We start from the raw sequence: 24,637 nt of genomic DNA on the forward strand, positions 1-24,637 counted from the left end.
ATTGTCTATCCTTTAACCTCAGTAATTAGATTCCGCAGTTTAGCCAATCCATCTTGAATAGCTCTATGGCTCGATTCTACCGTTCCACCGCCTGACACTTCTAACTCCTCAATCCGGTCATTAACCTCGGCTAGAGAAGCATCAAGAAAATTATTGGTACTATTGAGAAATTCAGAAGATTCTGTCATTGCTTTTTGATGATTTTCGCTGAGATACTTGAGCAGCTTCCCAGGTTGAATGTCTGGACTATCTTTTTCAATTTGCAAGCGTTTCATGGTATCTACATAGCTAGAAAGCTCGATCGCCTTAAACTGTTTCAAGACAGGTATTAGGTCATCGAAATTTTTCTCCCCCCGAACTACACCTGCTTCTTTGGCTCGCTCCATTGCCTGTTTTACAACATCATAAACCTCCTTTTTATTGAGATTTTCTCCTAATTCAGATACTAGGGAACGATAAACAGCAAGTTGCCGATCGCACTCTTCTTGAATCGCTTTTTCTAGCATTTCATCCACAGCTTGACGCGCTTTATCAATTTCCGAGAACTTCTCCCGAACATCGGCCGGAATTTCAGATTGAGGCTGCCAAGATTTGCTAACCTGCTTCAAAGGTTCCAAAATTTGAACAGTATCAATAATTTGAAATTGTGTAGAGCTTCCTTTCGTGCAAGCGGTTCGACTCCTAACAATGTCTAGTAAAGCATCGCGGTGTTTTTGTAAAGTACCAAATAGCTTTTTCCAAGTAGCTGAACGATTTTCTAAATCTTTGGGCTCTAGTTTGAGAAACAAAGCATTGATCGAATCTTCAGTAGAATTGGTAGAATGTCCTGCCATTGTGGCGGCGATCGCCAGTAGCTCAACTGCAGCAGGTACAGGGTTCCAAGGTTCCCCAGACTCGCGGGGATACAGGCGAATTTGCTCTAAAACATATTGACTCCATTTTTCCAGTTGTTTGGCGTAGGTGCGAAAGTAGCGAGATCCATCGGGGAACCTCCAATGCTTGTAATGGCTGTATTGCAACATACCTTGAAAGGCGATCGCGGTTTCCCGAAACTCATCTGCATCATCAGGATTCAGAGGAAGAGATAGTTTAACTCCAGAAATCGTCTCCCTCGTCACTTTTCGACTATAAAAAGTAATATTTCTGCTTTTAAAATATGTCGTCCCACTACTAGCAAAAACCCCCTTAAGCAGCATTTCCGTATCCCATTCGATCCGCTCGCCGATAGCTGAGTAAATCAACGGCCGCAGTTCCCCAGCGAGATCTTGCGGGAAACTTTCTTGAGTGTTGTTCCACCTATCAAGAAATTCTTTTTGCCTAGTCAGCTTGTCGGGAACTTGTCCGGCTGCTGCCAGATTTTTTTTAGTTTTAGATTGTGACTCAACTTGATACTTACTAACAGAAGACCTAGACTCTTTAGCACCCGAAATAGATGATGATTTTTTTGTAGGCTGAACCTTCACGCCCAGCGCCGGAATATCAAATGCAGAGTGAACTTCTGGGTGCAAATCGCAAAGCTCGTTACTATCCGTCCACAAATCTAGGAGAATCTGGCGGCGATCGCTATTTTCTGGATCTTTCGCTTGAATATCTCCCTGAACAATTGCACTCAGCCGCATTTTGCCAAAGTGTTCTCGAACAGAAATAGCAGGAAACTCTCCGCCCTCGATATCAGCAGCAGAATTTTCTAGCGTCCACTTAAGAACATCTTTAATCAAAATCCGAGGGTTAAAATTGCCGGGATTGACTCTAGAAAGCATTTGTTCTAATCCTTCAGGCGTAAAAGGATACAAACCCAAAGCGTCTGCTTCTGAAAAACCTGCATGACAAGCTAATTTGTGTTCGCATTCATTGCAAGCACTAGGTAGAGATTCTCGATCCGCACCTTCGCGATTGCGAGAGTCAGCCCACCAATTTTGAATTGTTTTATCCTCCAAACGCACGGCGTTGAGATATCGACCCACAAATTGTTTGATATCTGCATAATTCACTAAAGATTGTTCGCCAACTGTGCCAAGGTCAAGATTAACGCTAAAAGTAATCCGCTGTTTTACAGTATCTAACCTCAAACTGTCAAAATAGCCCGTAGTACAAGCTAACGCCGTTCGGATCGCGCACAAATGTTTGCCACCCGCTTGTTGAGGTCGCGCTAACACAGCTTCTAAAACTTCGCGATCGATGCCTTGCAATTTAGCAAAATCTTCAATCAGCAAAACTAACTCTATTCCTTGTTGGGCTAAAGTTTCGCGAACTTCCCCCATCAATCTTTGTAAATCTTCCCGCCCCAAGCTCAAAACCTGAGCTATGGCTTCATCTAAATGTCGGTTCAACCAATCTACAGTTGCCCTTTGAATATCCTCATCGCCGATGAGTAAGCTATAAAATTCCCGCGCAGACTGCCCAGCTTTTTGCAAGTTTAAAACATTGAGAGGCAAGTCATTTAGCGAAAAATGTCTCCGTTCTTCCACAACTTCTACCGTATCTCGCTGTCCGAGAATGTGGATAACTAATTGATGGATAATACCCCCATCCTTTAGCCAGTATTCTTTTCGGAAAAATGGATCGTATAGGAAAGAATCAACAGCACCAACTAGGTAATCTTCCACGTCCGACAGTTTTGTGCGATCGCCCCGACCGTTTGGGCCAACAGCAGCCGCAAGCTGATTCAGAAGTTGTTCCCGCGCTTGCGCTTCTGTCAAGCTGCTAGTGGCTCGATTTAAACGCTGCCGGTATTCATCAAAAGTTGCTCCTGCCATCCCTTCTAATATTAAACTGAGAATATCTTTGAGATTCGTTCCAATTTTGGGTATGAGCAAAACTCGGCGCTTTTGGGTCGATTCAATATTGGCGGCCAGCCAGCGAATCAGGTGAGATTTTCCCGTCCCCGAACTGCCTAAAACTGGCACGAAAGCGAAATCTTGTTCAGCGAGAAAGTCTTTCAGAAATTGTTCCTCACTGTAGGTAACACGCGACGGTGCATCGATAAGTTCCTGGCGGTACATGGCAATTGGATGGTGAGTTGCCAGAAATATACTATCTGGAGTTTGGGTAGCCTCCACACCCATTACGCGGCGAACGCGATCGACATCCCAGCACACAAACTTTGTAAATGTCATAGTTCTACTCCCGTCCAAATAATATGAGAAAATCCTTCTTCATTTCCTACCCCGGGAAAGATGAATAAATCGGCATCAGACTCTTTTACAAGCTTGATGCACTTATCATCCTGAAGGCGAAATAAAGCAAATGCCGTGCTAGTTGATAAGTGATTGGGTAAGCGAAAACCAAGTTTTTCTTCTACCTGTTCTCGAAATTTTCCCGTTTCAAACAGAGGACATTTTTGAGCTAGGCGATCGATAAACTCTCTGATTGAAAGTTTAGCTTTTGCTTCTCCTTGAAATAAATCCTTTAAATTTCGTCTGAGATAAGCAGTTGGCTCAGCCACAACAAGTTTTTTGTTGGAATCTGAAGCATGACCCCAAGCAAACCCTAAATAACACATCCAGTCCTCGACTTGACCAAACAAACTATTGCTGGATATTTTCAAATCTAAAGACTCAGCAACTCCCTGCTCTGCGACACGCTGTTCTACTTCTTGCCATGTACCGGGAGCATCATAAATATCCTGTGCTAAATACCATGCTATTAACCGACCTAAATCTTCTTCATCTTCGTTATCAGAAGCAAACAATAGCTGTACCAGCGTATCGGGTAACAGTTTATCACCCATTTTAGGATGTCGAGATGCTTTGGGAAGCTCAAAATTTATAGCAATATCATCATTCTCTGCGATTAATAAGCGACATTTTATGCTTTCTCGCAGTGCAGCATCAAACATCGGATATTCGGCACTTTTGTTTCTCCCTTCTGACAATTCATGTGGAGAAAGCAGCCGAGTGAGTTTTTCTTTGTTTTCGCGCTGTTTGGGTGCTTCAAGTAAATATCTAAATATTCCTCGCATTCTGCTAGGAGTAGCCAAAGCAGTTTTTAAGACGCTCATAAATTAACCTCCCTGCAAAAATGGTTAAACATCAAGTATCTGCCTGAAAAAATATTAATCAGCTTGCGGTCATCGCGGCTCGGATCGGGTGTATCTACGGGAAGCATAATGATTAGCGGAGCTTGAGAAGTTCTGTTGAGTGACAGATAGTTGTGAGGGATAGCCTTTTCGGGCGGATGAAATATCAGGGTGGGAATGCGCGGCATCAGCATGGGTTCGTATTTTGCAAACACAAATATACAAGCATCGGCAATTCCATTTGTTTCTGCTATCAATATACTCTGAAATTCATCAGCCACAACAAGATTATTAATTCCCTGCTCGATTAACCAGTTAAAAAATTTAGAGCTTTTGAGTTTCCAGCTTTGAGATTCAAGAGACTCATAGAAAACGAGCATTAACTTATCTTCTCCCAGCAAGTATTTGAGTTTTTCACCTACAAAAAAATTCGGTTTTTGCCATACAGGTAATGGCGCGGGTATAATTCCCGAAAACTCTGGTTCCCTGTTTTTTCTGCAAACAGGACATCCACCGCAAGCGGGAGAAACTATCACCTGTTTTCTCGGTTCTGGCAGTACACGGGCGGGAATAGTGTAAGCTTCCGCAAAGATTTCTGAAATACAGCGTTTCGGCCGCAAAACCTCACGCATCAATTGCAGGTTTTTATAGCTCCAGTTTTGGCGCTGTTGGCGAATTGGCTCTACTTTATGTTCCCAAGTTTGACGATTCAGATGTGATTCATCTCGGATGCGGATGAACCGGGACTCTCTGTGCAGTTCCCAAGCTTCGTTATAAGCTGCTTCCGATTTAAAATTTCTTCTTCGCGGCGGTTCCTCGGCATCAATATCGATTAAACCCGATCGACTCATCAGCGTTAAAGTGCGGATGTTCCAAGCCTGATTCTGTTGGCTGTTCATGTCAATGTCTCCTGGTTGTAAGGATGGAGGAATATTGACGGGAACGCGAAACCGCCCATCGGGAAGAATTTCTTTCCTCAAAAACATACTTTTCCACCGCTGAAATCCCCGATCGATCGTTATGGCAGATTTGTCATTAAGCGATTTGGCAATCTCTAAGTCTTCATTGGTGTGTAAGGTGAGCGAGATTGCTGCTTTGCCGTCTCGACCTCCTCGACCCACTTCTTGATAAAAGCGATCGATAGTTTCTGGGATGCAGACATGAAGCACGGCTCGAATATCTGACTGATCCACACCCAATCCAAAAGCAGAAGTAGCAACAACTATATCAACTCGTCTCTCGCGCAAATTTTCAATCAGTTGAGAGCGTTCTTCTGGGCTGGATTCCCCGGTCATAATCGCACACCGTTTGAATCCAGCCGACAATAAATCCTGTTGCCATCGCCGGACATCTTCGCGTTTGGTGGCGTAAACAATCAGAGGGCGGGGAAGATGATAAACTGCTTCAATTAATCGCTGTTTCCTGATTTCTTCACTTTGACACCAAGCAAACCAATAAGACGGTTCCGGTCGCAACTGTACGGCAGATATCACTTGAAACGGGCCGGGTTTCCCGAATACAATTTCTAGGGTATCTAAACAGGATTCTGTTAAGGTTGCAGTCAGCAATAAAGTTGTAAAAGAAGTCCAGCGCAGCAAATCTCTTCGCAAACCTGGGAGTTCTTGAAAAGCGGGACGGAATTCATCGCCCCACTGTTCGACGATATGCGCTTCATCTATTACGAAATACCGCAGCATTTCTGATTTTGCGGCTTCGTAAAGAGCAGGTGCGAGAGAATTCATCAAGCTTTCGGGTGATGTGAAAACGATTCGCTGAGTGCCGTTGCGAATGCGATCGCGAATTTCCTGCCGTCTCTCTTGTCCTTGCCCAAACTCGTCGCCATAATAGGCAGTGGCATGGTTCACAAAAGGTTTTAAAGCTCGTTCCTGGTCAATGGCTAGTGCTGTAGTCGGCACAACAATGACACTGACACCAGCACTTTGCGATCGCACCAGCGCCGGCAGTTGAGCGCAAAGGCTTTTCCCCGATCCAGTAGGCAGGTTAATGGCGAGTGTCGAATTGTCAGGAGCCGTCAAAACAGCCCGAATTGCTTCACGTTGCCCTACACTCCGATACTTCTGCCAATTCACCAATTCCAGAAACGGATCTCCCTCTACTGGCTCGTAATTGCGGCGTTTTTTATCATCAAATACGGGTTTTTCTGGGGGATATTGTGCGGAAAAATCTAGCCAATCAGGCTGCCAAGGATGAGCGCTAATCAGATAGTAATCCGCACCGTCGCTCAAAATATCGATACCGCTTTGTTGCCACATTTCGCGAGCGGGAAAAAGAGAAGTCCGAGGTACTTTCAAAGTTGGGGGTATCCCGCCCTTTTGCTCGTATTCCCGCCGCAGAACCTGACGGATCAGAGCCGCAATATCTCCCATTCCCGGCGCATAAGAAGTTCCCGCAGCATCCAAAGTTTCCAGCAAGCGCCTGTAACCGACTTCTGAAAATTGACTTGTATCGCCAGGAATCTTATCTGTTTGGAGAATTTCTCTGAGCTTTTGAAAAGAATCAGCCATCACTCATCTCCCCCTTCCTGAGATTCAACCGGAGGTCGCCCAGAAACTACAATGAATCCTACAGAATCAAGCTTGATTCGCGGATGGCGAATTCCTTCTAAAATAGCTTGACTTAACGCAGTTTCTATGTTGACTTCTTTTGCTAGTAAAGAGTGCGAAGTTTGTTCGCTTTCAGCCATTCGGTTGAGGCGCAGCCGCAGTTGGTCTAGTCTATTTCCTAGTTTCTGGTCGGCGATTCGGGCGCGCTGTTCGCAGAGCGAGATAAAAAAAGTGCGATCGCGCAACAGTATTTCCGAAGTCTCACGCGCCTGACTGCACAAATCAGGCCACTTACTCTCATCAACAAACTCATTGAGAACCGATAATCGACTTTTTGCTAAATTATAATCTCGGCAGGGATGAGAACTTTTACCCTTGTACGAACCTTGCAGAATCTTCAAAACAGCTTCATCTTCAACAATGCTCATTGGTTCGTAGCGAGTATCAATAAAAATTGTCTCTACGATCGGAGGAAATAACGCATCAGCGCGCCGTTTCACAGATACAAATCTACTTCGCTCCAGCTCAAAATCTGTTGAAACTTGCTGGGCTAATTCCAAATCAGCCTCGACTACATAATTAAAGCGAAAACCCAACCATTCCATCCCTTCCCCAGCATCCCAAGAGCGATCGCATCGCCATAGAGCAAATGCTTGACCCCTGTCATCCCAATGGATATAAGATGCTAGTGCTTCCACAAATCCTTCCCCAATACGGTAGAGATTGACACCAGGATATTTAGTTGATATTCTCCGGTTATAAGTACCAGAGGGTTGTGCATAAGCAGCAAAGCGAGTTTGCAGATCGTGGATGGGAATTAGAGTGCGCTTAGTAGGTTGATAACGCCCTACTTTTTCTAAATTCGGATCGTCAATTTGTTTGAATTGCAGTGCTTGACATATCCAGTCTTCTGTTGCTCGTTTAATTTCCTGATGCCGAGCATCATAATCATCTAAAGTTTGAAAATATTGGGTAGCATTTTCATCCTGGGCATCTATTTCATCTAAAGCGTTTTGTTCGCTAATCTTTACCTGTTCTTGAGCAATTTCTTGTTGGATAGTCCCTATCATTTCCAATAGTCCACTAGCACCAGATTGAAACAGAGTGGTTACCAGTCCTGGTAGTTTTTCATCTACATAAAACTGGAGACTGGCAATTGATTGATGAAAGATGCCGAAACCGTCTTTTAATAATTGATACCAAGCATCGTGAGGGCTATCCTCTAAGTCTGATCCTGCGAATACTGTAAATTGAACATTTAAAGGGCGACCAATGCGATCGATCCTACCAATCCTTTGTTCTAAACGATTTGGCGACCAGGGAAGATCGAAATGAATCATCCAATCAACAAATTGAAAGTTCCGACCTTCTTCAGCAGAGGAATCGCAAACAAGGATAAAACAATTTCGGTCATTTTTGAACTTGTTGAGGCTTTTCTCAACATGAGAACGAGACAGTCCTAATTGATGGCTAGCTACAGAGGCCTGACCAAAGGTATCTGATAAGCACCGGAAAATTTCAGCGCCTGTTTGGGCAAAACTGGTGAAAATGACAATTTTAGGTAGGGGAGTTCCCGATATCGGTCTGCGAATTCGCTGTTGCACCTGTTCGAGCAATTTATAAAGGTTGCTGCGATAAGATTGAAGTTTAAAAGTCTCTGAAAGATGATACAGTATCACTATCTTTAGTAATTCGAGGCGAGTTCCTTCTTCTGAAGGTTGCTGAATAATTCTTAGTAAAGATTGCAAAATCAGTTCTTCCCCAGAAAATTTAGGGGTTTCTGTCAGAATGCGGATATTATCAGCACCAAATTCTTGAATCAAGGCAGAATGGGAGATGCCGCTTAAACGGGTTTCCAGCACTTGCGCTAAAATCCCTAACCAAGTCCCGCTAGCACGGAATAAAAGTAGAAAAATTTGCTGATATTGTTGTTGGTTAGGAGCGACTGTGCGCCATTCATCAATTAGTTCGTGAATTTCGGGCGATCGCTCATCTAAGTCATACTCTACTTTTGGTGTCACATTTCGGGCAAAAATTACATCTTCCACCGCAGCGCGACGGTTGCGGAGCATTCGACGGTGTAACCGATAGGTGTCGCTGATGTGGGTGCGAATCGATCGCACAATTCGATCTCGATCTGCCGCGAGTGTTTCTTGAGAAACCAAACAATTTTGTAATTCCTCGACGAGATTTAGCAGATATTTATCTTCAGCAAAAAGGTTTCGCAGTTGGTTGAGGTTAGTTTTAAGCACAAACGGATTTGCTTTCTCTTTAAATGAGAGTAAAACTCGACCAATTTGTTGGCGGTTTTTCACCCTCGCACGAAAACCTTCTAAATCATCAAGTTGGTAGGTGATCGGATCGAGTAGGTGCAGCATCGCCAGGAAATCTTGCTCGTGATTGAGAACTGGAGTTGCAGATAATAGAAGTAGGCGATCGCTTTTATGAGCGAGGTGTTTGCAAGTCTGGAAACGCCTGCGCTGTATCGAATCTGAAGAGGTCGCCATTGCGGCAATATGATGTGCTTCATCTAAAATCAGGAAGCCCAAATCGGCATTCGGACTAACTCGATCGACATCCTCTACTGCAAGTACCTGGACACGATTGTCCAAGTCAGAGACATAGAATTTATGTTCTAATTCTTGAAGCCACTGTTCCCGCAGGTATTGCGGTACAAGCACCACTGCACGTCCCTGCGGTTCATCGAGGAGATACTGGCGAAGAATAGCACCTGCTTCGATCGTCTTTCCCAGTCCAACTTCATCAGCTAAGAGGTAACGTTGAATGGGGTCTTCGAGTACGCGGCGGACAACTTCAACTTGATGAGGATAAAGGTCAATATTGGCAGAAATCAGCCCTGTCATTCCGCGACTGACAGCGCGTTGTTGGATGAGACACTGGACAAAAGCTAAACGTCGATCGTGAAAGTAGGGCGTTTCCTGACCTTTCATCGCTAGAGTTTCGATGGGGTCATCGATGGGTAGGTTGCAACGAACGTAAATTTCCTGTTCAGCAACTAATGCTATCTTTTTATCGGGTAGATCGATTCGATACTGACCTTTGTCTTCGTCCCAGTCAAAAATTCGGCCAATTATCCATGTATCCTGGCTTTCTGGCTGGATGTAGCATCGTGTCTGAGGCGGGAGTTGAACTCTATAAAGCGAAGTTAAGGGTAAGGTTTTTTCCAGGCGTTGCCCAATTGAGCAGAAGTATTCAACCGTTGCTGTAGAGTAGGATAGCTCGGTAACTTTTCCGATTCCTAAGTCGTTGTGTGGCGATTTTTCTGCGGAGACGCTTCGCGATCGCACCAGCAAACCAAGCTTCATCATAGTTCCCGCCTCTACATACCCTCTTACTAGAGTAGCCCATCCCCATGAAAAACTACCCGTGTAATTTAATTTTCCACCCTTTTTGTCCTTACACTCAAGGGGAAACCTTAAACCGAAACGCAGTCATGAAGCTTAGCCCAAGACTTTCTGTAACGCATTCCGATCCCCAAATCTTTCCGTGTCGTAACGAGCATCCGACCACAGCCAAGCTGACGCACTTTAACAGAGCCGATTTGGTATTATATAGAATTCGAGCTATAACCGCTTAACTAATATTAGGAAGCCCCCCCAAAATGTCATTATTAGAAGCACAGCAACTTACAATGCGATTCGGTGGTTTGACTGCCGTCAACCAGGTTAGTTTAACATTGGAAAAAGGCTCGATCGCCAGTTTGATCGGCCCCAACGGCGCGGGCAAAACTACTTTTTTTAATATGCTTACGGGGATTTACAAACCGAGTGGCGGTCAGTTGCTATTGGAACAGAAGAATATAACGGGTTTACCTCCGGATCGCCTGACAACTTTCGGCATTGCTAGAACTTTTCAAAATATCCGCTTGTTTAACAACATGACTGTGCTGGATAATGTTTTAGTAGGTAGACACTGCCGATTAAAAACAGGTTTGTTGGGTGCAATCCTCCGCCCTCCCGCTGCGAATCTGGAGGAGCGGGAAGCTAAAATAAAAGCGCTCACTATGCTTGATTTTGTCGGTTTAGGTGTTGCTAAAGCGCCGGAGTTGGCAAAAAATCTTTCCTACGGCGATCAGCGCAGATTGGAAATTGCGAGGGCTTTGGCTTCCGATCCGAAAGTGTTACTTTTGGACGAACCGACTGCCGGGATGAACCCGAACGAAACGGCTGATTTAACTCGCTTTATTTACCGGATTCGCGATGAGTTGAATTTGAGTATTTTGCTGATTGAACATGATATGAAAGTGGTGATGGGCATTAGCGATCGCGTTAGTGTTATGGAGTACGGTACTAAAATTGCTGAGGGAACTCCGGCAGAAGTTCGCGCCGATCCCCGCGTGATTGAGGCATATTTGGGAAAAGAAGAAGATGGACATGGTTAATGGGTAAATATCTCCATATTTTGATTAAAATTTAGGTAAAGATAGCCCACAAAAAGCAATTATGTTGGAAATTAAAGACATTCACACCTACTACGGAAATATCCACGCTCTCAAAGGAGTATCGCTAACAGTCTCGCAGGGAGAAGTTGTGACATTAATCGGCAGCAACGGGGCGGGGAAAACTACAACTCTCCGCACGATTCAAGGACTGCTGCGCCCCCGCCAAGGCACTGTATTATTTGAGGGAAAGCCTTTAGAAGCACTATCTACAGAGGCGATCGTCCGTTTGGGGATTTCTCAAAGTCCCGAAGGGCGGTTGATTTTTCCGCGAATGACGGTGCAAGAAAACCTGGAAATGGGTGCTTATCTCCGCAACGATACTCTCGGTATCAAGTCAGATATGGAAAAAGCATTAAATTTATTTCCTCGTTTGCGAGAAAGAATTAGTCAAAAAGGGGGAACTCTCAGCGGCGGCGAACAGCAAATGTTGGCGATCGCCCGGGCTTTGATGTCGCGCCCCCGCTTGTTATTATTGGACGAGCCGAGTATGGGATTGGCACCGATGTTAGTCAGTCAAATTTTTGCGATCGTCCGCGATATTAATGCTGAAGGAACAACTATTTTACTGGTGGAACAAAACGCCCGCATGGCTTTAAGTGTAGCCCATCGCGGCTATGTTATCCAAACCGGTCAGGTTGTAGTCGCTGGTACTGCTAGCGATTTGCAGTCAAATGAAACTGTTCGCAAAGCGTATTTAGGTGAAAGTTAAATATGGGCATTGGGCATTGGGCATTGGGCATTGGGAATGGGGCATGGGGCATGGGGCATGGGGCATTGGGCATTGGGAATGGGGAATGGGGCATGGGGCATGGGGCATGGGGCATGGGGCACTGGTTATTGAAACTGACAAATAACCAATAACAACCAACAAATAGAAAATAACAAATAACAAATAACCTCTTACCCTATTTGCGATCGCAACTTCCCCGTTTCCAATTCCGTCTCAAAAGCCGCCCGCACCTTTTCCCACTCCGCTTGGGCTTCCAACAGACGATCGCGCGCCGTACTCACATCAAAAACCTGTTCCCCTCCAGACTCAACCGCCGCGCGACCCATATACTCCAACTCCTTGCAAACAGCAGAAAAAGACACGGCTCCTAAATTGGCGCTGCTCGACTTCAGCGTGTGAGAAGCCAGCTTCAAACTATCAGCATCGCCCAGAAAAATAGCCTCCTTAATAGTTTCTAAATGTTGCGGTGCGTCTACCAAATATATCTTAATCAGCTCCCCCAAAAAATCGGGGTCTTCATCATCGTCTAGCTCGCGGAGATTTTGCAAAATATGAAAATCAATCGGCGAATTTGCTCCCGGTTGAACGCTCGAAGATGCCGCAGCCTCACTGTCAATGTCATCAGAAATATCTTGATTGTTTTCCTCAGTAACTGCATCCAATTCATCCCGAATCAGAGGTGAACACTTGCTCAAGGCGATCGCCAACTCTTCCCGGCGTACCGGCTTAGTAATATAATCGTCCATACCTGCTTCCAGACACTTTTCGCGATCGCCCTGCATCGCATTAGCAGTCATCGCAATAATTCTCGGCTTCTTGTTAGCAGGCCATTCCTGACAAATGCGGCGCGTCGCTTCCAACCCGTCCATGTTCGGCATCTGCACATCCATCAGCACAACATCGTAAGATTGCCGCTTCAGGGCCTCCAAAACCTCCAACCCATTAGCCGCAATATCAGCCCGATATCCTATCCTGTCGAGTAAATGCGTGGCGACTTTTTGATTCACCACATTGTCCTCAGCCAGCAAAATCCGAATCTGACTAGAATTAGTTCCATCCTGTCCGGCAGAATTCGCCGCCACCTGCCTCAAAACAGCAGGCGTCCGCTGCACGCGGTGCTGTTCTTGAGAATTTTCAAAATACTTCAATCCAGAAGTCAAAGTCACCACATTTGAAGCTTCTCCCCTGCCGCTTCTGCCAGTAACATATCCAAAAACTTGCAGCAACACATTATAAAACTGGGACTGTTTTAAAGGCTTAGTTAAAAAAGCAGAAAAATGTACTTCTGTAGTTTCAAGTTTTTTCCAAACTTCGGCCTTACTTAAATAAGTAAACAGCACCAAAGGTAGTGCTATTTTGCGAGAGTTTTTAAGGTTGATGACATTCGGATTTAGAGCCTCGTCGCCAGAGAAATTGCTCAGCTCAAATTTCCGAATCTCCACAGCCAAAGCCACACCGTCCATATCTGGTAGATTCATCGCCAAAATAGCTAAATCGAGCGGCGAGTTTCCTTTGATGATTTCCAAAGCCTCAGCACCCGAAGTTACAGCCACGGGTATCATTCCCCAAGACTCTGCCTGACGGATCAAAACTTGCCGATTAATGGCATGATGCTCAACAATTAACAAGCGCTTACCAGCGGCAAATTCGGGCCTTTTTTCCTCAGCCCGGGTGTCATTCGCTTCAGCAGTCACCGTGAAATAAAAAATCGAACCAGAACCCGAGATCGACGGCGGAGTAAATTCTGCAGGCGACCTTCCAGCGATACTTTGTCCGGCAGAAACTCCCGGTTGAGACTTAGAACTTCCCGGACTTACCTGGCTGACAACCCACATTGTACCGCCCATCATATCGCTCAAACGCTGGCTGATAGCCAGTCCCAAACCCGTCCCGCCGTAATGTCGCGTTGTCGAAGCATCCACCTGCGAAAAAGCTTTAAACAGGCGATCCATCCGGTCTGGCGGAATGCCAATTCCCGTATCTTGGACAGCAAATTGAATCTCGTATTGTCTGCTACGTGCCAACTCTCCCTGGTTAATTGCTAGCGGTTGTGGCTCTAGAATATTAATTTTTTCCGGCGAAGTCTTAGCAGCTACCTGTTCAATTTGCCTAGCCGTACAGCACACCACAATTTCTCCAGATTCTGTAAACTTAACTGCATTGCCCAGCAGATTTACCAAAATTTGGCGCAGCCTCGTGACATCTCCTAAAATGTTTTTCGGAACAGAATCATCAATAAAGTAAGCCAGCTCTAAACCTTTTTCTGAGGCTCTCGGAGCCAGTAATTCCAAAGATTCTTCTATACAGTTTTGCAGCTCGAAGGGACTGCGTTCCAAATCCAATTTTCCCGATTCAATCTTGGAAAAGTCGAGAATATCGTTAATAATAGTCAGCAAAGCATCGCCGCTGGTACGAATTGTCTCCACAAAATCCCGCTGTTCAGGAGTTAGTTCCATATCCAGCAGCAAGCCCGTCATCCCGATGACCGCATTCATCGGAGTGCGGATTTCGTGACTCATAGTCGCTAAAAATTCGCTTTTAGCTCTGTTAGCAACTTCCGCAGCTTGTCGCGCTTGCTCCAAAGCTTCATTTTGCTCTGCCAATTGTCGCTGTCGCTGAACTTCCGTTTCTAAAAGTTGTGCTTGAGCCAAGGTAATTCCAACTTGCGCGGCAACATCTTCTAACAGTTCAATTTCGTCTGGAGTCCACTGGCGAGTTGCATCGCACTGGTGCAAAGTAATAATTCCATTCGGTTCTCCTTGATAGGAGGTGCGAACCGCCAACATAGATTTTAATCCGATGCGGCGGCACATCGGCCCCGAAGATTCGAGCAAAGGATCGGCAAACACATCGGGAGATGCCAGGGCTATATCTTCAGCGAGGAGTTTTTCTGTGTAGGGGTTATAAGTGACAGAAAGTTCTAAATCTAAAGCCGATTCGTGACCTGGTTCTAAGTATTCCGCGACGCAAGGAAGATGGGGATAAGGTTCGGAAAGATAGGTGTGAATGGTACAGCGATTGACACCAAATACGCGGCCGATTTGGGTGGCGGTAGTTTGAAAAATTTCTTGAGTGTCTAAGGTCGATCGCACTTTTTGAGTAATTTGTTTGAGTAGTAAAACGCGCTGGTACTGACGTTGCAAAGTTCGCTCTCGCTCTTCGCGGGCAATTTCTGCGCCGATGTAATTGCCCATCAACTTTAAAATTTCAAAATTCAGCGCTTTAAAAGGAGATTTAGTGGTGCGGGAAGTAAAGCTCAAAGTACCATAAACTCGCCCTTGCACTATTACCCTCGTCCCCACAAAAGCCTCCAACTTGCGGACGCTGTAGGCGGGGTGGTTGCGCCACTGAGTAGTGCCGGCTGATTCGACAGAAATAGGTTCGCTCGATCGCAAAACCTCTCGCTCAAAGGTTCTGCTCAAAGCAAAACCGTCTCCTTTAGCAAATCCAAAGGGAAAATCTTCCGGTACATAAGCCGCAATCACTTCGTAGCGATCGCCCAAAACCCTGCCCAACAGCCCGATATCCATCCCAAACTGACTACAGCCCATTGCCAGCAACCGGAGCGTTCGATCGTCAAAAGAGCCTTCCGAGCTCACCATTACTTCGTAGAGCGATCGAATTGCCCGCTCGCTTTCCCGCAGTTCCTCAACTCCTTCGAGGCGGTTGTAAACATCGTGCAACGTCCCGAAAATTCCCGCTATTTCGCCTTGGGAATTCCGCCGGACTTGGGCAAATAGTTCCACGGAAACAAAGCCGGAATTACTGTGAATTCCCAAGGAGTTTTTCCCCGAAACCGACTTGGACTTAAATCGCAGTTCTCGCCGTTCAAATTCCGACTTCCCGGACAGCAAAGACTCCAATAAATTTGCACATTGCTCGCGCTCATCTGGATGCACCCACTCTAAAAAATTAGTTTGCAAACTTTCGGAAACCGCATAATTCGTAATTTCCGTCCAAGCGCGGTTGAGGAATTTCCAAACCCCCGCCGCATCTATGTGGAAAATTACTGTTGCTTTCAAAGAGTCAAATAGATGGAATTGTTCTCCATCCTGCTCGCGGTTTTTGACTTCAAACTGCTTGTTGAGAGTAATATCTGTATGAGTTCCTACTACCCGCAGCGGTTTGCCGGTAGCGCTGCGTAAAACTTGACCTCGGTTCAGCACCCACACAGTGCTGCCGTCTTTACAGTACATCCGATATTCTGCTGCAAAATCCGGTGTCTTTTGGGCGAAGTGTTCTTCTAAAGCTGCCTTTACCGAGTCAATATCATCTCGGTGGATGCGACTCCACCATTCCGATCGACGATTCGAGATTTCCCCTTCTTGGTAGCCCAGCATTTCTTGCCACCGCGCCGAATAAAAAAACTCATCTGTTTCGAGATTCCAGTCCCAAATCCCCTGATTGTTGACTGCAGGGGGGAGATTTGGCCGCTCTACGAAACTGTGGTGAGAAATTTCAGCCATCTCGTGGCTATTTGCTGCTGTCCGCTGTATTTCTGCTGAGAGTTTTTTGTATTGAGCGTGGCTAGATTCTAGCTGGCGCTGCAAAGCAATTAAGCCAGAATGCAGAGATTTTGAATCCAGCGCTTGTAAAAGGATAGTTTTAGGATTGATAATCCCGATCGGGTGATTTGTTTCGTTGATGACTAATAAAGGCAACTGGCAGTAGTGTTTTTGCAGCAGGGCGACGGCTGCTTCGAGGCTAGAGTGCGATCGCACCAGCGGCGGCGAACTGCTGCAAATTGCTCCCGCTCTAATTTTGTTAGAGTCTCTTCCCAGGGCCTGCAACTGCACGATATCCCGCGAACTTACCACCCCAACCAGTTTGTGAATGTTGGGATTTGTAAATTTGGAATTGTGAGCCGCACCTGTCGAGTGTTGATCGGGGGTTTCAGTGATTAATACATAACTAACATTGTGTCTAAACATCAGTTGCGCCAAATAGCGAACCGAAGAATTAGAAGGAGCGTGAATTATTCGTGAGGCTGCTATTTGAGGGATTTGATAAAGTTTAATTAAACTTGCAGGTAGCTCTACTTTCTGATGCACAATTGGCAGCGGCGGAGGGAACGCGAAAGCCGCAGGTGGCGAAGCGCTGCTAATTGCTTTTGCTGTCGATTCCCCAATTCCCTGCAACATTTGCACCAAGCTTTGAGAGCTAATTAAACCGACAAGTTCTTCAGCCTCGCTGACGACGGGCAAATGGCCGATCTGATGTTTATCCAGCAGATTTGCTAAGGCAAAAAAGTCGGGAATTTCCGATTCTCTGGCTACAGTTACGGTTCTGATCATGATTTGCTCGATCGCAAATCCGCTCAAAGCAGCGCCGATCGAATTTAGCTGTACGACATCTCGCGTTGTAAAAATCCCCAGCACTGTCTGGCCGCCCGGATATGGAGCTTTTGAGCCGTTGAGACGCAGCCCGTTGCCTCCTGTGTGTACCACACGCGGTATGCCGTTGTAGAAACCCGACTGTTCGCGCAAGTGTGGGGAAGTCCCGTTCGTGGGATTTCCGAATTGAGAATTCCCGCGCGGTTCTACCACGAGGACGTAACTGGCTCCTGTGCTACTCATCAGCTCGATCGCCTTTTCTACGGGCGTCTCAGGGGTGACGGTGAGGGGATTGCGGTTGATGACCTGACTGAGGGAGGGAATAAACATCAGGGGGCATAAAAGTGATATTTGTTGGAAAAACCCGATCGCGAGCAGCAGGTTGATTGAGAGGCTTTACCCGCGAGATTTCCAAGCGCGCTCAAAGTTTCTGTACGATTAAACTTACCCCTACTTCCAGCATCTTGGCATTTAAACTTAATTCCGTGCCCAATCCTGACAATTGACGGGTTCTGAAAGTCAGAACCAATGCGATCGGTCCAGAGGGCGGACATGAGGGCGGGCGGGTAATTCCTCGCCTAGTCTAACTGCTGCGGGTTTACGAGCAAGAATTTCTGCGATTGTCTAGACTGCACCCTACTTTCTCGCCCTCAACCGAACTCTCGCTCGCATTCTGTTTGAGGCAAGATACCTGCACGCTACCAATTTACCAGCGACAGGAGGGGAATCACAACAGGACGACTTAGATATGGCAACTGTGCAATTAGGGGTTCGAGGGTTCAAGGGTTCCAGGGCTCCAGGGCCAAACAGGCAGAAAATAAATAATTCTGAGCATAACTAATTCTATCTTATCCCAATTATGACCCAGAGGATTTGAGCTTCAATTCTGGCGATCGAACTTGATGAGAATAGCGCTGTTCCCCGCCACTGCAAAACTTGCATTGCCGCCCTTGAGCCTTAAGCTACCAACAACCTCATCCATTGTTTTAGAACTGAACTCCTGCAGCGTGCCATTACCAGTTTTTATCAGCTCCGAAATATCAGCCTTAACAGTGTAAGATGTTGCTCGGTCATTGACAACCAGCAAGTAAACATTCTTGCTAGCATCAAGAGTTGCAACTGCCATTAAATCCAAACTGTTAGTGATAGGAAAAAAGGTAGCTTTCCCGCCCTGCAAAGCCCTAATTCCCATCCGCAAAGCATAGTAGCCCGCGCGTCGTTTTCCCCCGTCCCCTAGCAAACCTTCCGCCCCTGCGGGCTTGCCCCAGTCGTACAAACAGAATATGTGACTGCCGTCAATATAATTATCCCCCGGTTGAGAACCTCGAATCAAATTCTTAATCAAATTTAAAGCTAAAGATAAATCGCCGTAGCTCATGTTGTAAGTTCCCCATTCTCCTACCCAAAGCTGCGAGTTAGCGCGGACAGTACCGTTCATCCAGCCGCGCACTTTGCGGATGTAGTTAGAAATATCTGCATCGTAGTTGTGGATATTGACTGTATCGAAATAATTCGGTATTTCCTGCAAAGCACTAGCCGGCCAATTGCTGCCGCCTATGGTTTTCGGGCCGTGGATGCGGTAAGTGCGCGAAGGCAAATAAGTTTTATAAACAAAGTCGATCGCATCTTTTGCCACCTTAACCAATTCAAAATAGTCAGCCCTAGTCCCGCCCCAACCCTGATCGCGATTGTCCGGTTCGTTGTGAATTTCCCAATCATCAACGCGGTAATCATTGCGAACATTCAGCCAATAAACCGTAGCAAAAACGTGTTCCCACCACTCGTTCCAATCTTCTCCTGTGCGCGGCGGATTCAGTTGCAGCGCCCAACTCGGATTCCAGTTATTATCAACATTCCGAATACTCACAACCGGGCGAATATTTGCTTGTTTGAGACTATTAAAAATAGTCCTGGCATTGCCTTGCCAAACCCTACCTGGTCGTCCCGACCACCAATAATCGCTACCCTGGGGCGGATTAGTCATAATCTGATCCCAATGTGCCCAATTAATTATATTGGGATTTGTCTTAATTTCATCAATAGATGGCCAACCGTATTTACCATCATCATCTTCAGATTCCCATCGAGACATACCCCCGTAAATGCGGTATGTATTAATTCCCAAATCTTGCAAATCTTTGATGTCGAAATTGATATTGCCCTCGACTGCACCAATGTAGCGAGTGCTGACACCCGCAGCAGTACCGGAAATTTTAATTGTTTCGATGTTTTGAGCAAAACTTGTCATTCCGATGAACAACCCTATGCCAAGAGCCATTAAAATGGCGATGGTAAAATTCCGAATAATTGTTTTTGATAACACTGGGTTAATAACTCATGACAAACTGCCTAATACCTACTGACTAATTAACTTCAAGCGACGCTGAAGTTCTCCCGCCGCCGTAGCAATTACGACCGCCAAAATCGGGTGCAGCGGCTCGCTGTGCCGAACTTCTGTAAAAGTGAGCGCATGAATCACAGTAAAATAGGCACAGACTGCCAACAGCGGCAAAAACTCCCGCCAGCGATGCCGCACAACTATCATGCCCAAAGCAGCAAATACAGGCAAATTTCGCGCAGCTAAAATACCGACTATCCGTGGCGGCGAAAAGAATAGCCGCATTGCCTTCACATTAAACAGATCCTGATAAGGCCAGTCACTTATAGGGTTCCCCAACCAGAAAAAAACTGCCTTTTGCAAACAATACCAGAGATAGACAGCAGGCTCGCGGAGGATTGAAGCGATCGCCCGTTTGGTAAAATAGCGATCGCCCTCAATTGTAAAAGCATTGTGTCCCCCATTCCGAGCCGGATTGAGTTCTTCTTGCCAAATTTGAACAATATGGCGTTTTGGCAGTTTTTCATAAGCCAAATGATAAAACTCTGGACTTCCTTGCCACAGCAGCGCCGTAGAAACGCTGTAAATCAAAAAAGTTTTGTGCGTTCGATAATTATGGTAAGTCCAAGGTGCAGTAATGATGATAATTGCGCCCAAATAAGCAAGAAACAAAGCAATCTTGCGCTTAAAATGCCATTGACGCGGCATCAATAGTGGCACAATTGCTGGAAGCAACATCCCTGTCGGCCGACAAAGATTTGTAATTGCCAACAGCGCACCTGCTAATGAAAAATTTTGCCACTGCGGCTGTTCCAATGCCCGCAACAGGCCCAGCACTGTTAAAAGTATTAAAGGCGTGTATAAAACCTCTGTTTGCAGCAGCCTGACATGATGAATGAGGGAGGGATTGATCGCAACTAATCCAGCCGCTACTAAGGAACTTTGAGGGCCAGTAAAACGCCGTGCCAGGATAAAAGTTAGCGGTATGATTGTCGCCCCCAAAAAAGCTTGTACGTAGACTACAGATGCGGGAGAACGACCAAAAATTGCATAGCATCCAGCTATAAAAAAGGGATACACAGGCGTCCTGCCTGGCCTCTGAAAAAAATAACCGTTCAGCAGATCGTATGCGAAACGTTCATAGCCCGGTTCGTCGCCTCTGAGACGGGCGGGGGTATCGGGGAGAGTTTGGTTGGTGCGCCACGCCAAATAAAGGCGCAATGCCAGTCCCAGCAGCGTCAGACAAATGAGGGCCGAGACAATTATGCGGTGATTTCTTTGCTGCTGCGCTGCCAAGATGTCTGGTGTCATAAAAACTGAGTGCGAAGATTTGATTTGCCGCTCCCAATTTTTTAGGTTGGGAATGTCAAAAATTATATCATTTCACCTTCCATCTTTTGCGAGAATTGATGTTTTTTACCACGGATTATATTTAATGTGAACGGGCGAGCAGAACGCCTTACGCAGCAGGAAGACATCGCGCGATGGAATTGGTCAAAGAACACAACCCGAAACTTTCGCCCGCCATCAATCGCACCTGGATTGACTCGCTGGGGCGTGCAAAGGTAATTGCAAGTTACCGCATTCACCCCAGCGAAATGAGCGGGCGCACTACGGAGGGAATCAGCAGTCGGTGAATATCTCTGCTGGCATGGGAATAATAATTTTTTGAGTGAATCGCGATCGTCCTACTCGCAGGCTCAGTAGCATTCCGATCAAACTGGATATGATATTAAATGAACTTACTTGCCAAAAAATCTCTCATGTACCGATTCACTAACTGCGGCTGTTCCTGCTGTACCCAGTGGCTGCAATTAGGAATGTAATGAATCTGAAAATCCCGCACATAATCTGCGGTTCCATAGGTTAACTCTTTGTCGAAGGCGGCATCATTTTCTCCCCAAATCATCAGCGTCGGAACTTGCAGCACGCTCCAATTCTGGCGATCGAGAAATCCGCCAGGTATATTGCGGTAATAATTGATAGTAGCAGTCAGAGCGCCCCGTTTGGCAGCCGCATCTTTGTAAGCTTCCATATCTGAGGGGCTAAAGGTGCTTTTGTCAACTGCCATACCTTCCAAAGCAGCCGAAATTGCCTGATAGTCGCCCAACTGAATTAACAACTCCGGCAAAACTGGCAACTGAAACAAAAAGATGTACCAACTTTTCAACAATTGTTGGGGAGTGCGTAGCCCTTCAGCAAACTTGGCCGGATGGGGTAGATTCATCACAATTAATTTATCCACCATTTGGGGATAAGCATAAGCAAAATTCCAGGCGATCGCGCCTCCCCAGTCGTGACCAACTAAGACGCAACTTTCGTATCCCAAACCCTGAATAATGCCCTTGACATCTTGCACAAACTCTGCCATCACGTAAGCCGATCGATCGTGAGGTTTGTCGCTGTCGTTGTAACCCCTGAGATCTACAGCGACGACTTTATAATCTGATGCAAATTCCGGGATTTGATGTCGCCAAGAATACCAAAATTCAGGAAATCCGTGCAGCATGAGCATCAGCGGCCCAGAACCTTGAGTGACATAGTGCAGTTTAATGCCGTTCGTAGCGATAAATTCGTGTTTCCAAGCAGCTTCTAGCACAGACATATTTGATGCTTCCTCTAGCTATCGAGATAGCCTAGCAGTTACTCTCTTTAAGAGGAACCAACTTTAGGCATATGTAGCAATTCTCCCAGCACCTGTAAACTCTTCCTCTTCTCTTCTCTTCCTTTGTGGAACAGGCGTCCCGCCTGTGGTTCTTCGCGAAAGCGGTTCATAAAAAAAGTCGCTCGCCCGTTTCCCACAAAGATTGCTATCTCTGTCAAAATAATAGTATAATGTTGCTGGCATCCAGACAACTGTTAAGCCAAAAATTACTCATTTTCGATCGCGCGCAAATCCAGAAGCGCAAGAATTTGAGGTGTTGTGAAGGTGCAAGTTCAAGAATTAAGATAGGGCGAGTGTACTAGGAATTAAAGGAGTTAATACTATGTCGGGCGATCGGCTGCAAAACATTGTTAACCGCTTGACTGATCGTCTAAAGCGCGATGTATTAGTTGAAAAATCTCTCTACGACATTCGAGAAGTTTTGCAGAGCGATCGCGCCGTACTGTACTATTTTTACAGACAGTGGCAAGGTCGAGTGACTTACGAGATGTTGAGTGCGATCGAACTCTCAATCTTGGGTTCAACGGGGCCCGACGAGTGTTTTAACGACGAATACGCTGCTTTGTACGAAGCCGGCAGAGTTAGAGCAATTGCAGATATTGAAGTAGAACCAATTAACCCATGCCACCGAGATTTTCTGCGTAGCCTGAAAGTTCGCGCCAATTTAGTCGTGCCAATTTTAACGAACAAAAGACTGTGGGGGCTGTTAATTGCTCATCAGTGCAGCGGGCCCCGCACTTGGTTGCGATCGGACATTGAATTCATGCAGCAACAAGCACAAAATATGGCAATGTCTCCCACAATTCAAGAGAGTTAATCTTGACTGCCGCCTTGCGCTTTGTGACAGTTAGGATATCGATTCAAAACAGTCCTAGATGCGCTAGGACGCCTAGAAACCGGGTTATTGAGCGAATCTGCCGGCTGCAAGAAGTATTTTCTCCAAAAACCCGGTTTCTGTAGGGGCGGTGTCCCCGTGCCCGCCCTATGCGTAAGTCATACTAAAATATAGATGAAAAGTTGCAACTTTTCAGTCCCGATGAAACTTGCGCGATCGTCCTGCTTTAATAAATATGGAATACGAACAAATTAAACATGAATTAAAAACTTCTGCTGCTCTCAAGCTGTTACGCAGCCAAAATGCAGCTTTAATTATAAGTTTTTTCTACAAACAATTTAAGGTAACTCAAAAAATTTCAGTGGCTCAAATAGATTTAGAAACCAAGTTGAGCGACTATCTAGAATTTTTGCAGGATATTTATCCAGAAGCTTACCCCCGATCGCCCAAAGAGTATCTCAGCGAGTGGTGTGACGATCGGCTTTTAAGAAAAACCTTTGATAGTGGTGACGATGCAGTCTTTACTCTAACTCCAGCGGCTGAGAAAGCGATCGCTTGGTTAGAAGAGCTACAAAAACCGGATGAGTTTGTAGGTACAGAATCTCGCTTCCTGCAAATCTTCTCTTTGTTAAAAGAAATTCAAGACCGCAGCACGACTGACGTGGAAACGCGACTCGCTCAATTAGAAAGAGATCGCGATATCCTTCAGCAAGAAATCGATCGAATCCGTCAGACTGGAGAGCTCGATCGTTACAACTCCACACAATTACAAGAACGATTTCTGTTAGCAGATAGAGTCAGCCGCCAATTAATTAGTGATTTTAGAGACATCGAACAAAACTTTCGCAATCTCACTCGTAAAGTTCAAGAGGCACAGTTTGAGAAAGATAGCCGTAAAGGAACAGCGATTGGCCGAGTGTTGGATGCCGATCGAGAATTGAAAGAATCAGATCAAGGACGAAGTTTCTACGCTTTCTGGAATTTTATGATGTCAGATAGCAAGCGGCAGGAATTGAAATCCATGATTCAAACAGTTTATCAGCTAGAAGAATTGCAAGCATTAACTCAGGACTATCAACTGCTGCGGCGGATCGAGAGGAGTTTATTGGATGCTGCGGAACATATCGTGCAATCCAATCACCAATTGGCTGAAAAATTGCGCCAGATGTTGGACGAACGAAATCTTCAAGAAAATAGGCGAGTTGCCGAATTGATTGCTGAAGTACAGCGCCTTGCTTTACAACTGGCAAATAATGCTCCGACAGAACCGGATTTCTGGAATTTAGAAGGAGAACCCGCCGTTTATCTAGCGATGGAACGCCCGCTACATCCGCTGGCCGAATCACAAGTACCCACATTTTCTCTGGATTTCACTAACTTACCATATCTCACCCAAAATGAGGAAATCGCTGAACTTTATCAGCAATTTTACGTAGATGAAGACTTATTGGCACAGCAGATTGCTCAAACACTAGAACACCGTTCAAGCATTACCCTCGCAGATTTAATTCAACTCTATCCAGTAACTCAGGGATTGGCCGAAATTGTCGCTTATCTGGCAATTGCCGATCGATCCGATCGCCATTCCATCAATCCTGATATAATTGATTCAATTACAATCCCCAGCCTGGATTCAGAAAAACAACTCCAACTCACTCTTCCACAAATCATCTTCCGCCGCTGACCGCTTAA

Annotated in this window: 14 protein-coding genes; 5 read left to right on the forward strand and 9 right to left on the reverse strand. The window is 45.8% G+C overall.

What is annotated here, in order from left to right; all coding sequences use genetic code 11:
* Positions 1-5 precede the first annotated feature (5 nt).
* From dpdH to dpdE, 4 genes are read right to left on the reverse strand one after another with little or no spacing between them, the layout of a single operon-like run.
* On the reverse strand, positions 6-3,116 hold the full coding sequence (dpdH, locus tag QT992_RS08215) for a protein DpdH (protein ID WP_333316142.1): 3,111 nt from the start codon (positions 3,114-3,116) through the stop codon (positions 6-8).
* Positions 3,113-4,000 carry a protein DpdG gene (dpdG, locus tag QT992_RS08220; RefSeq protein WP_333316144.1) on the reverse strand — a complete coding sequence of 296 codons (888 nt, stop codon included), beginning with the start codon at positions 3,998-4,000 and terminating at the stop codon, positions 3,113-3,115. Before dpdG ends, dpdH begins: the two co-directional genes overlap by 4 nt.
* The gene (dpdF, locus tag QT992_RS08225; RefSeq protein ID WP_333316146.1) at positions 3,997-6,543 is read right to left on the reverse strand and encodes a protein DpdF; all 2,547 of its coding nucleotides are present in this window, start codon (positions 6,541-6,543) and stop codon (positions 3,997-3,999) included. Before dpdF ends, dpdG begins: the two co-directional genes overlap by 4 nt.
* On the reverse strand, positions 6,543-9,911 hold the full coding sequence (gene dpdE / locus QT992_RS08230; RefSeq protein WP_333376806.1) for a protein DpdE: 3,369 nt from the start codon (positions 9,909-9,911) through the stop codon (positions 6,543-6,545). Before dpdE ends, dpdF begins: the two co-directional genes overlap by 1 nt.
* Positions 9,912-10,204: 293 nt before the next feature.
* Between dpdE and QT992_RS08235 the strand changes: the two genes are divergently transcribed.
* Positions 10,205-10,984 (forward strand): ABC transporter ATP-binding protein, encoded by a 780-nt coding sequence (locus QT992_RS08235; RefSeq protein ID WP_333376808.1) that lies wholly within the window; start codon positions 10,205-10,207, stop codon positions 10,982-10,984.
* A 61-nt stretch (positions 10,985-11,045) separates the two neighbouring features.
* Positions 11,046-11,753: an ABC transporter ATP-binding protein gene (locus tag QT992_RS08240; protein WP_006631855.1), complete on the forward strand. Its 708-nt coding sequence runs from the start codon at positions 11,046-11,048 to the stop codon at positions 11,751-11,753.
* A 191-nt stretch (positions 11,754-11,944) separates the two neighbouring features.
* Here QT992_RS08240 and QT992_RS08245 read toward each other — a convergent pair whose 3' ends face one another.
* The 3 genes from QT992_RS08245 to QT992_RS08255 all read right to left on the reverse strand — a co-directional run bounded on the left by QT992_RS08245 (position 11,945) and on the right by QT992_RS08255 (position 20,756).
* Entirely contained in the window at positions 11,945-17,437 is a 5,493-nt protein-coding gene (locus QT992_RS08245) for a response regulator (protein WP_333376810.1), read from the reverse strand.
* Positions 17,438-17,987: 550 nt separating this feature from the next.
* Entirely contained in the window at positions 17,988-19,430 is a 1,443-nt protein-coding gene (locus QT992_RS08250) for a hypothetical protein (RefSeq protein WP_333376812.1), read from the reverse strand.
* Between the two features lie 33 nt (positions 19,431-19,463).
* Positions 19,464-20,756 carry a glycosyltransferase family 39 protein gene (locus tag QT992_RS08255; RefSeq protein ID WP_333316155.1) on the reverse strand — a complete coding sequence of 431 codons (1,293 nt, stop codon included), beginning with the start codon at positions 20,754-20,756 and terminating at the stop codon, positions 19,464-19,466.
* 173 nt (positions 20,757-20,929) lie between these two features.
* On the opposite strand from QT992_RS08255, the gene QT992_RS08260 reads away from it, so the two are divergent.
* Positions 20,930-21,082: a hypothetical protein gene (locus QT992_RS08260; protein WP_333316157.1), complete on the forward strand. Its 153-nt coding sequence runs from the start codon at positions 20,930-20,932 to the stop codon at positions 21,080-21,082.
* 95 nt (positions 21,083-21,177) lie between these two features.
* On the opposite strand, the gene QT992_RS08265 is transcribed toward QT992_RS08260, so the two are convergent.
* Both QT992_RS08265 and QT992_RS08270 read right to left on the reverse strand, forming a co-directional pair.
* Positions 21,178-22,050, reverse strand: coding sequence for an alpha/beta hydrolase (locus tag QT992_RS08265; protein ID WP_333316159.1), 873 nt, complete (start codon positions 22,048-22,050; stop codon positions 21,178-21,180).
* Between the two features lie 63 nt (positions 22,051-22,113).
* Positions 22,114-22,293 carry a hypothetical protein gene (locus tag QT992_RS08270; protein WP_333316160.1) on the reverse strand — a complete coding sequence of 60 codons (180 nt, stop codon included), beginning with the start codon at positions 22,291-22,293 and terminating at the stop codon, positions 22,114-22,116.
* Between the two features lie 139 nt (positions 22,294-22,432).
* Between QT992_RS08270 and QT992_RS08275 the strand changes: the two genes are divergently transcribed.
* Together QT992_RS08275 and QT992_RS08280 are read left to right on the forward strand one after the other, a co-directional pair.
* Positions 22,433-22,927: a GAF domain-containing protein gene (locus tag QT992_RS08275; protein WP_333338665.1), complete on the forward strand. Its 495-nt coding sequence runs from the start codon at positions 22,433-22,435 to the stop codon at positions 22,925-22,927.
* A gap of 253 nt (positions 22,928-23,180) precedes the next feature.
* The gene (locus QT992_RS08280; protein ID WP_333338662.1) at positions 23,181-24,629 is read left to right on the forward strand and encodes a DUF3375 domain-containing protein; all 1,449 of its coding nucleotides are present in this window, start codon (positions 23,181-23,183) and stop codon (positions 24,627-24,629) included.
* Positions 24,630-24,637: the final 8 nt, after the last annotated feature.

Origin of the sequence: Microcoleus sp. T3_D1, from assembly GCF_036700405.1 — a bacterium.
Taxonomy (GTDB): Bacteria; Cyanobacteriota; Cyanobacteriia; order Cyanobacteriales; family Microcoleaceae; genus Microcoleus.

Excerpts from the sequence above, each read along its gene's own strand:
- dpdH (WP_333316142.1), bottom strand. The coding sequence starts at position 3,116 with ATGACATTTACAAAGTTTGTGTGCTGGGATGTCGATCGCGTTCGCCGC.
- QT992_RS08245 (WP_333376810.1), bottom strand. The coding sequence starts at position 17,437 with ATGTTTATTCCCTCCCTCAGTCAGGTCATCAACCGCAATCCCCTCACC.
- QT992_RS08270 (WP_333316160.1), bottom strand. The coding sequence starts at position 22,293 with ATGCCAGCAACATTATACTATTATTTTGACAGAGATAGCAATCTTTGT.
- dpdG (WP_333316144.1), bottom strand. The coding sequence starts at position 4,000 with ATGAGCGTCTTAAAAACTGCTTTGGCTACTCCTAGCAGAATGCGAGGA.
- QT992_RS08275 (WP_333338665.1), top strand. The coding sequence starts at position 22,433 with ATGTCGGGCGATCGGCTGCAAAACATTGTTAACCGCTTGACTGATCGT.
- dpdF (WP_333316146.1), bottom strand. The coding sequence starts at position 6,543 with ATGGCTGATTCTTTTCAAAAGCTCAGAGAAATTCTCCAAACAGATAAG.
- dpdE (WP_333376806.1), bottom strand. The coding sequence starts at position 9,911 with ATGATGAAGCTTGGTTTGCTGGTGCGATCGCGAAGCGTCTCCGCAGAA.
- QT992_RS08280 (WP_333338662.1), top strand. The coding sequence starts at position 23,181 with ATGGAATACGAACAAATTAAACATGAATTAAAAACTTCTGCTGCTCTC.
- QT992_RS08255 (WP_333316155.1), bottom strand. The coding sequence starts at position 20,756 with ATGACACCAGACATCTTGGCAGCGCAGCAGCAAAGAAATCACCGCATA.
- QT992_RS08235 (WP_333376808.1), top strand. The coding sequence starts at position 10,205 with ATGTCATTATTAGAAGCACAGCAACTTACAATGCGATTCGGTGGTTTG.
- QT992_RS08240 (WP_006631855.1), top strand. The coding sequence starts at position 11,046 with ATGTTGGAAATTAAAGACATTCACACCTACTACGGAAATATCCACGCT.
- QT992_RS08260 (WP_333316157.1), top strand. The coding sequence starts at position 20,930 with ATGGAATTGGTCAAAGAACACAACCCGAAACTTTCGCCCGCCATCAAT.
- QT992_RS08265 (WP_333316159.1), bottom strand. The coding sequence starts at position 22,050 with ATGTCTGTGCTAGAAGCTGCTTGGAAACACGAATTTATCGCTACGAAC.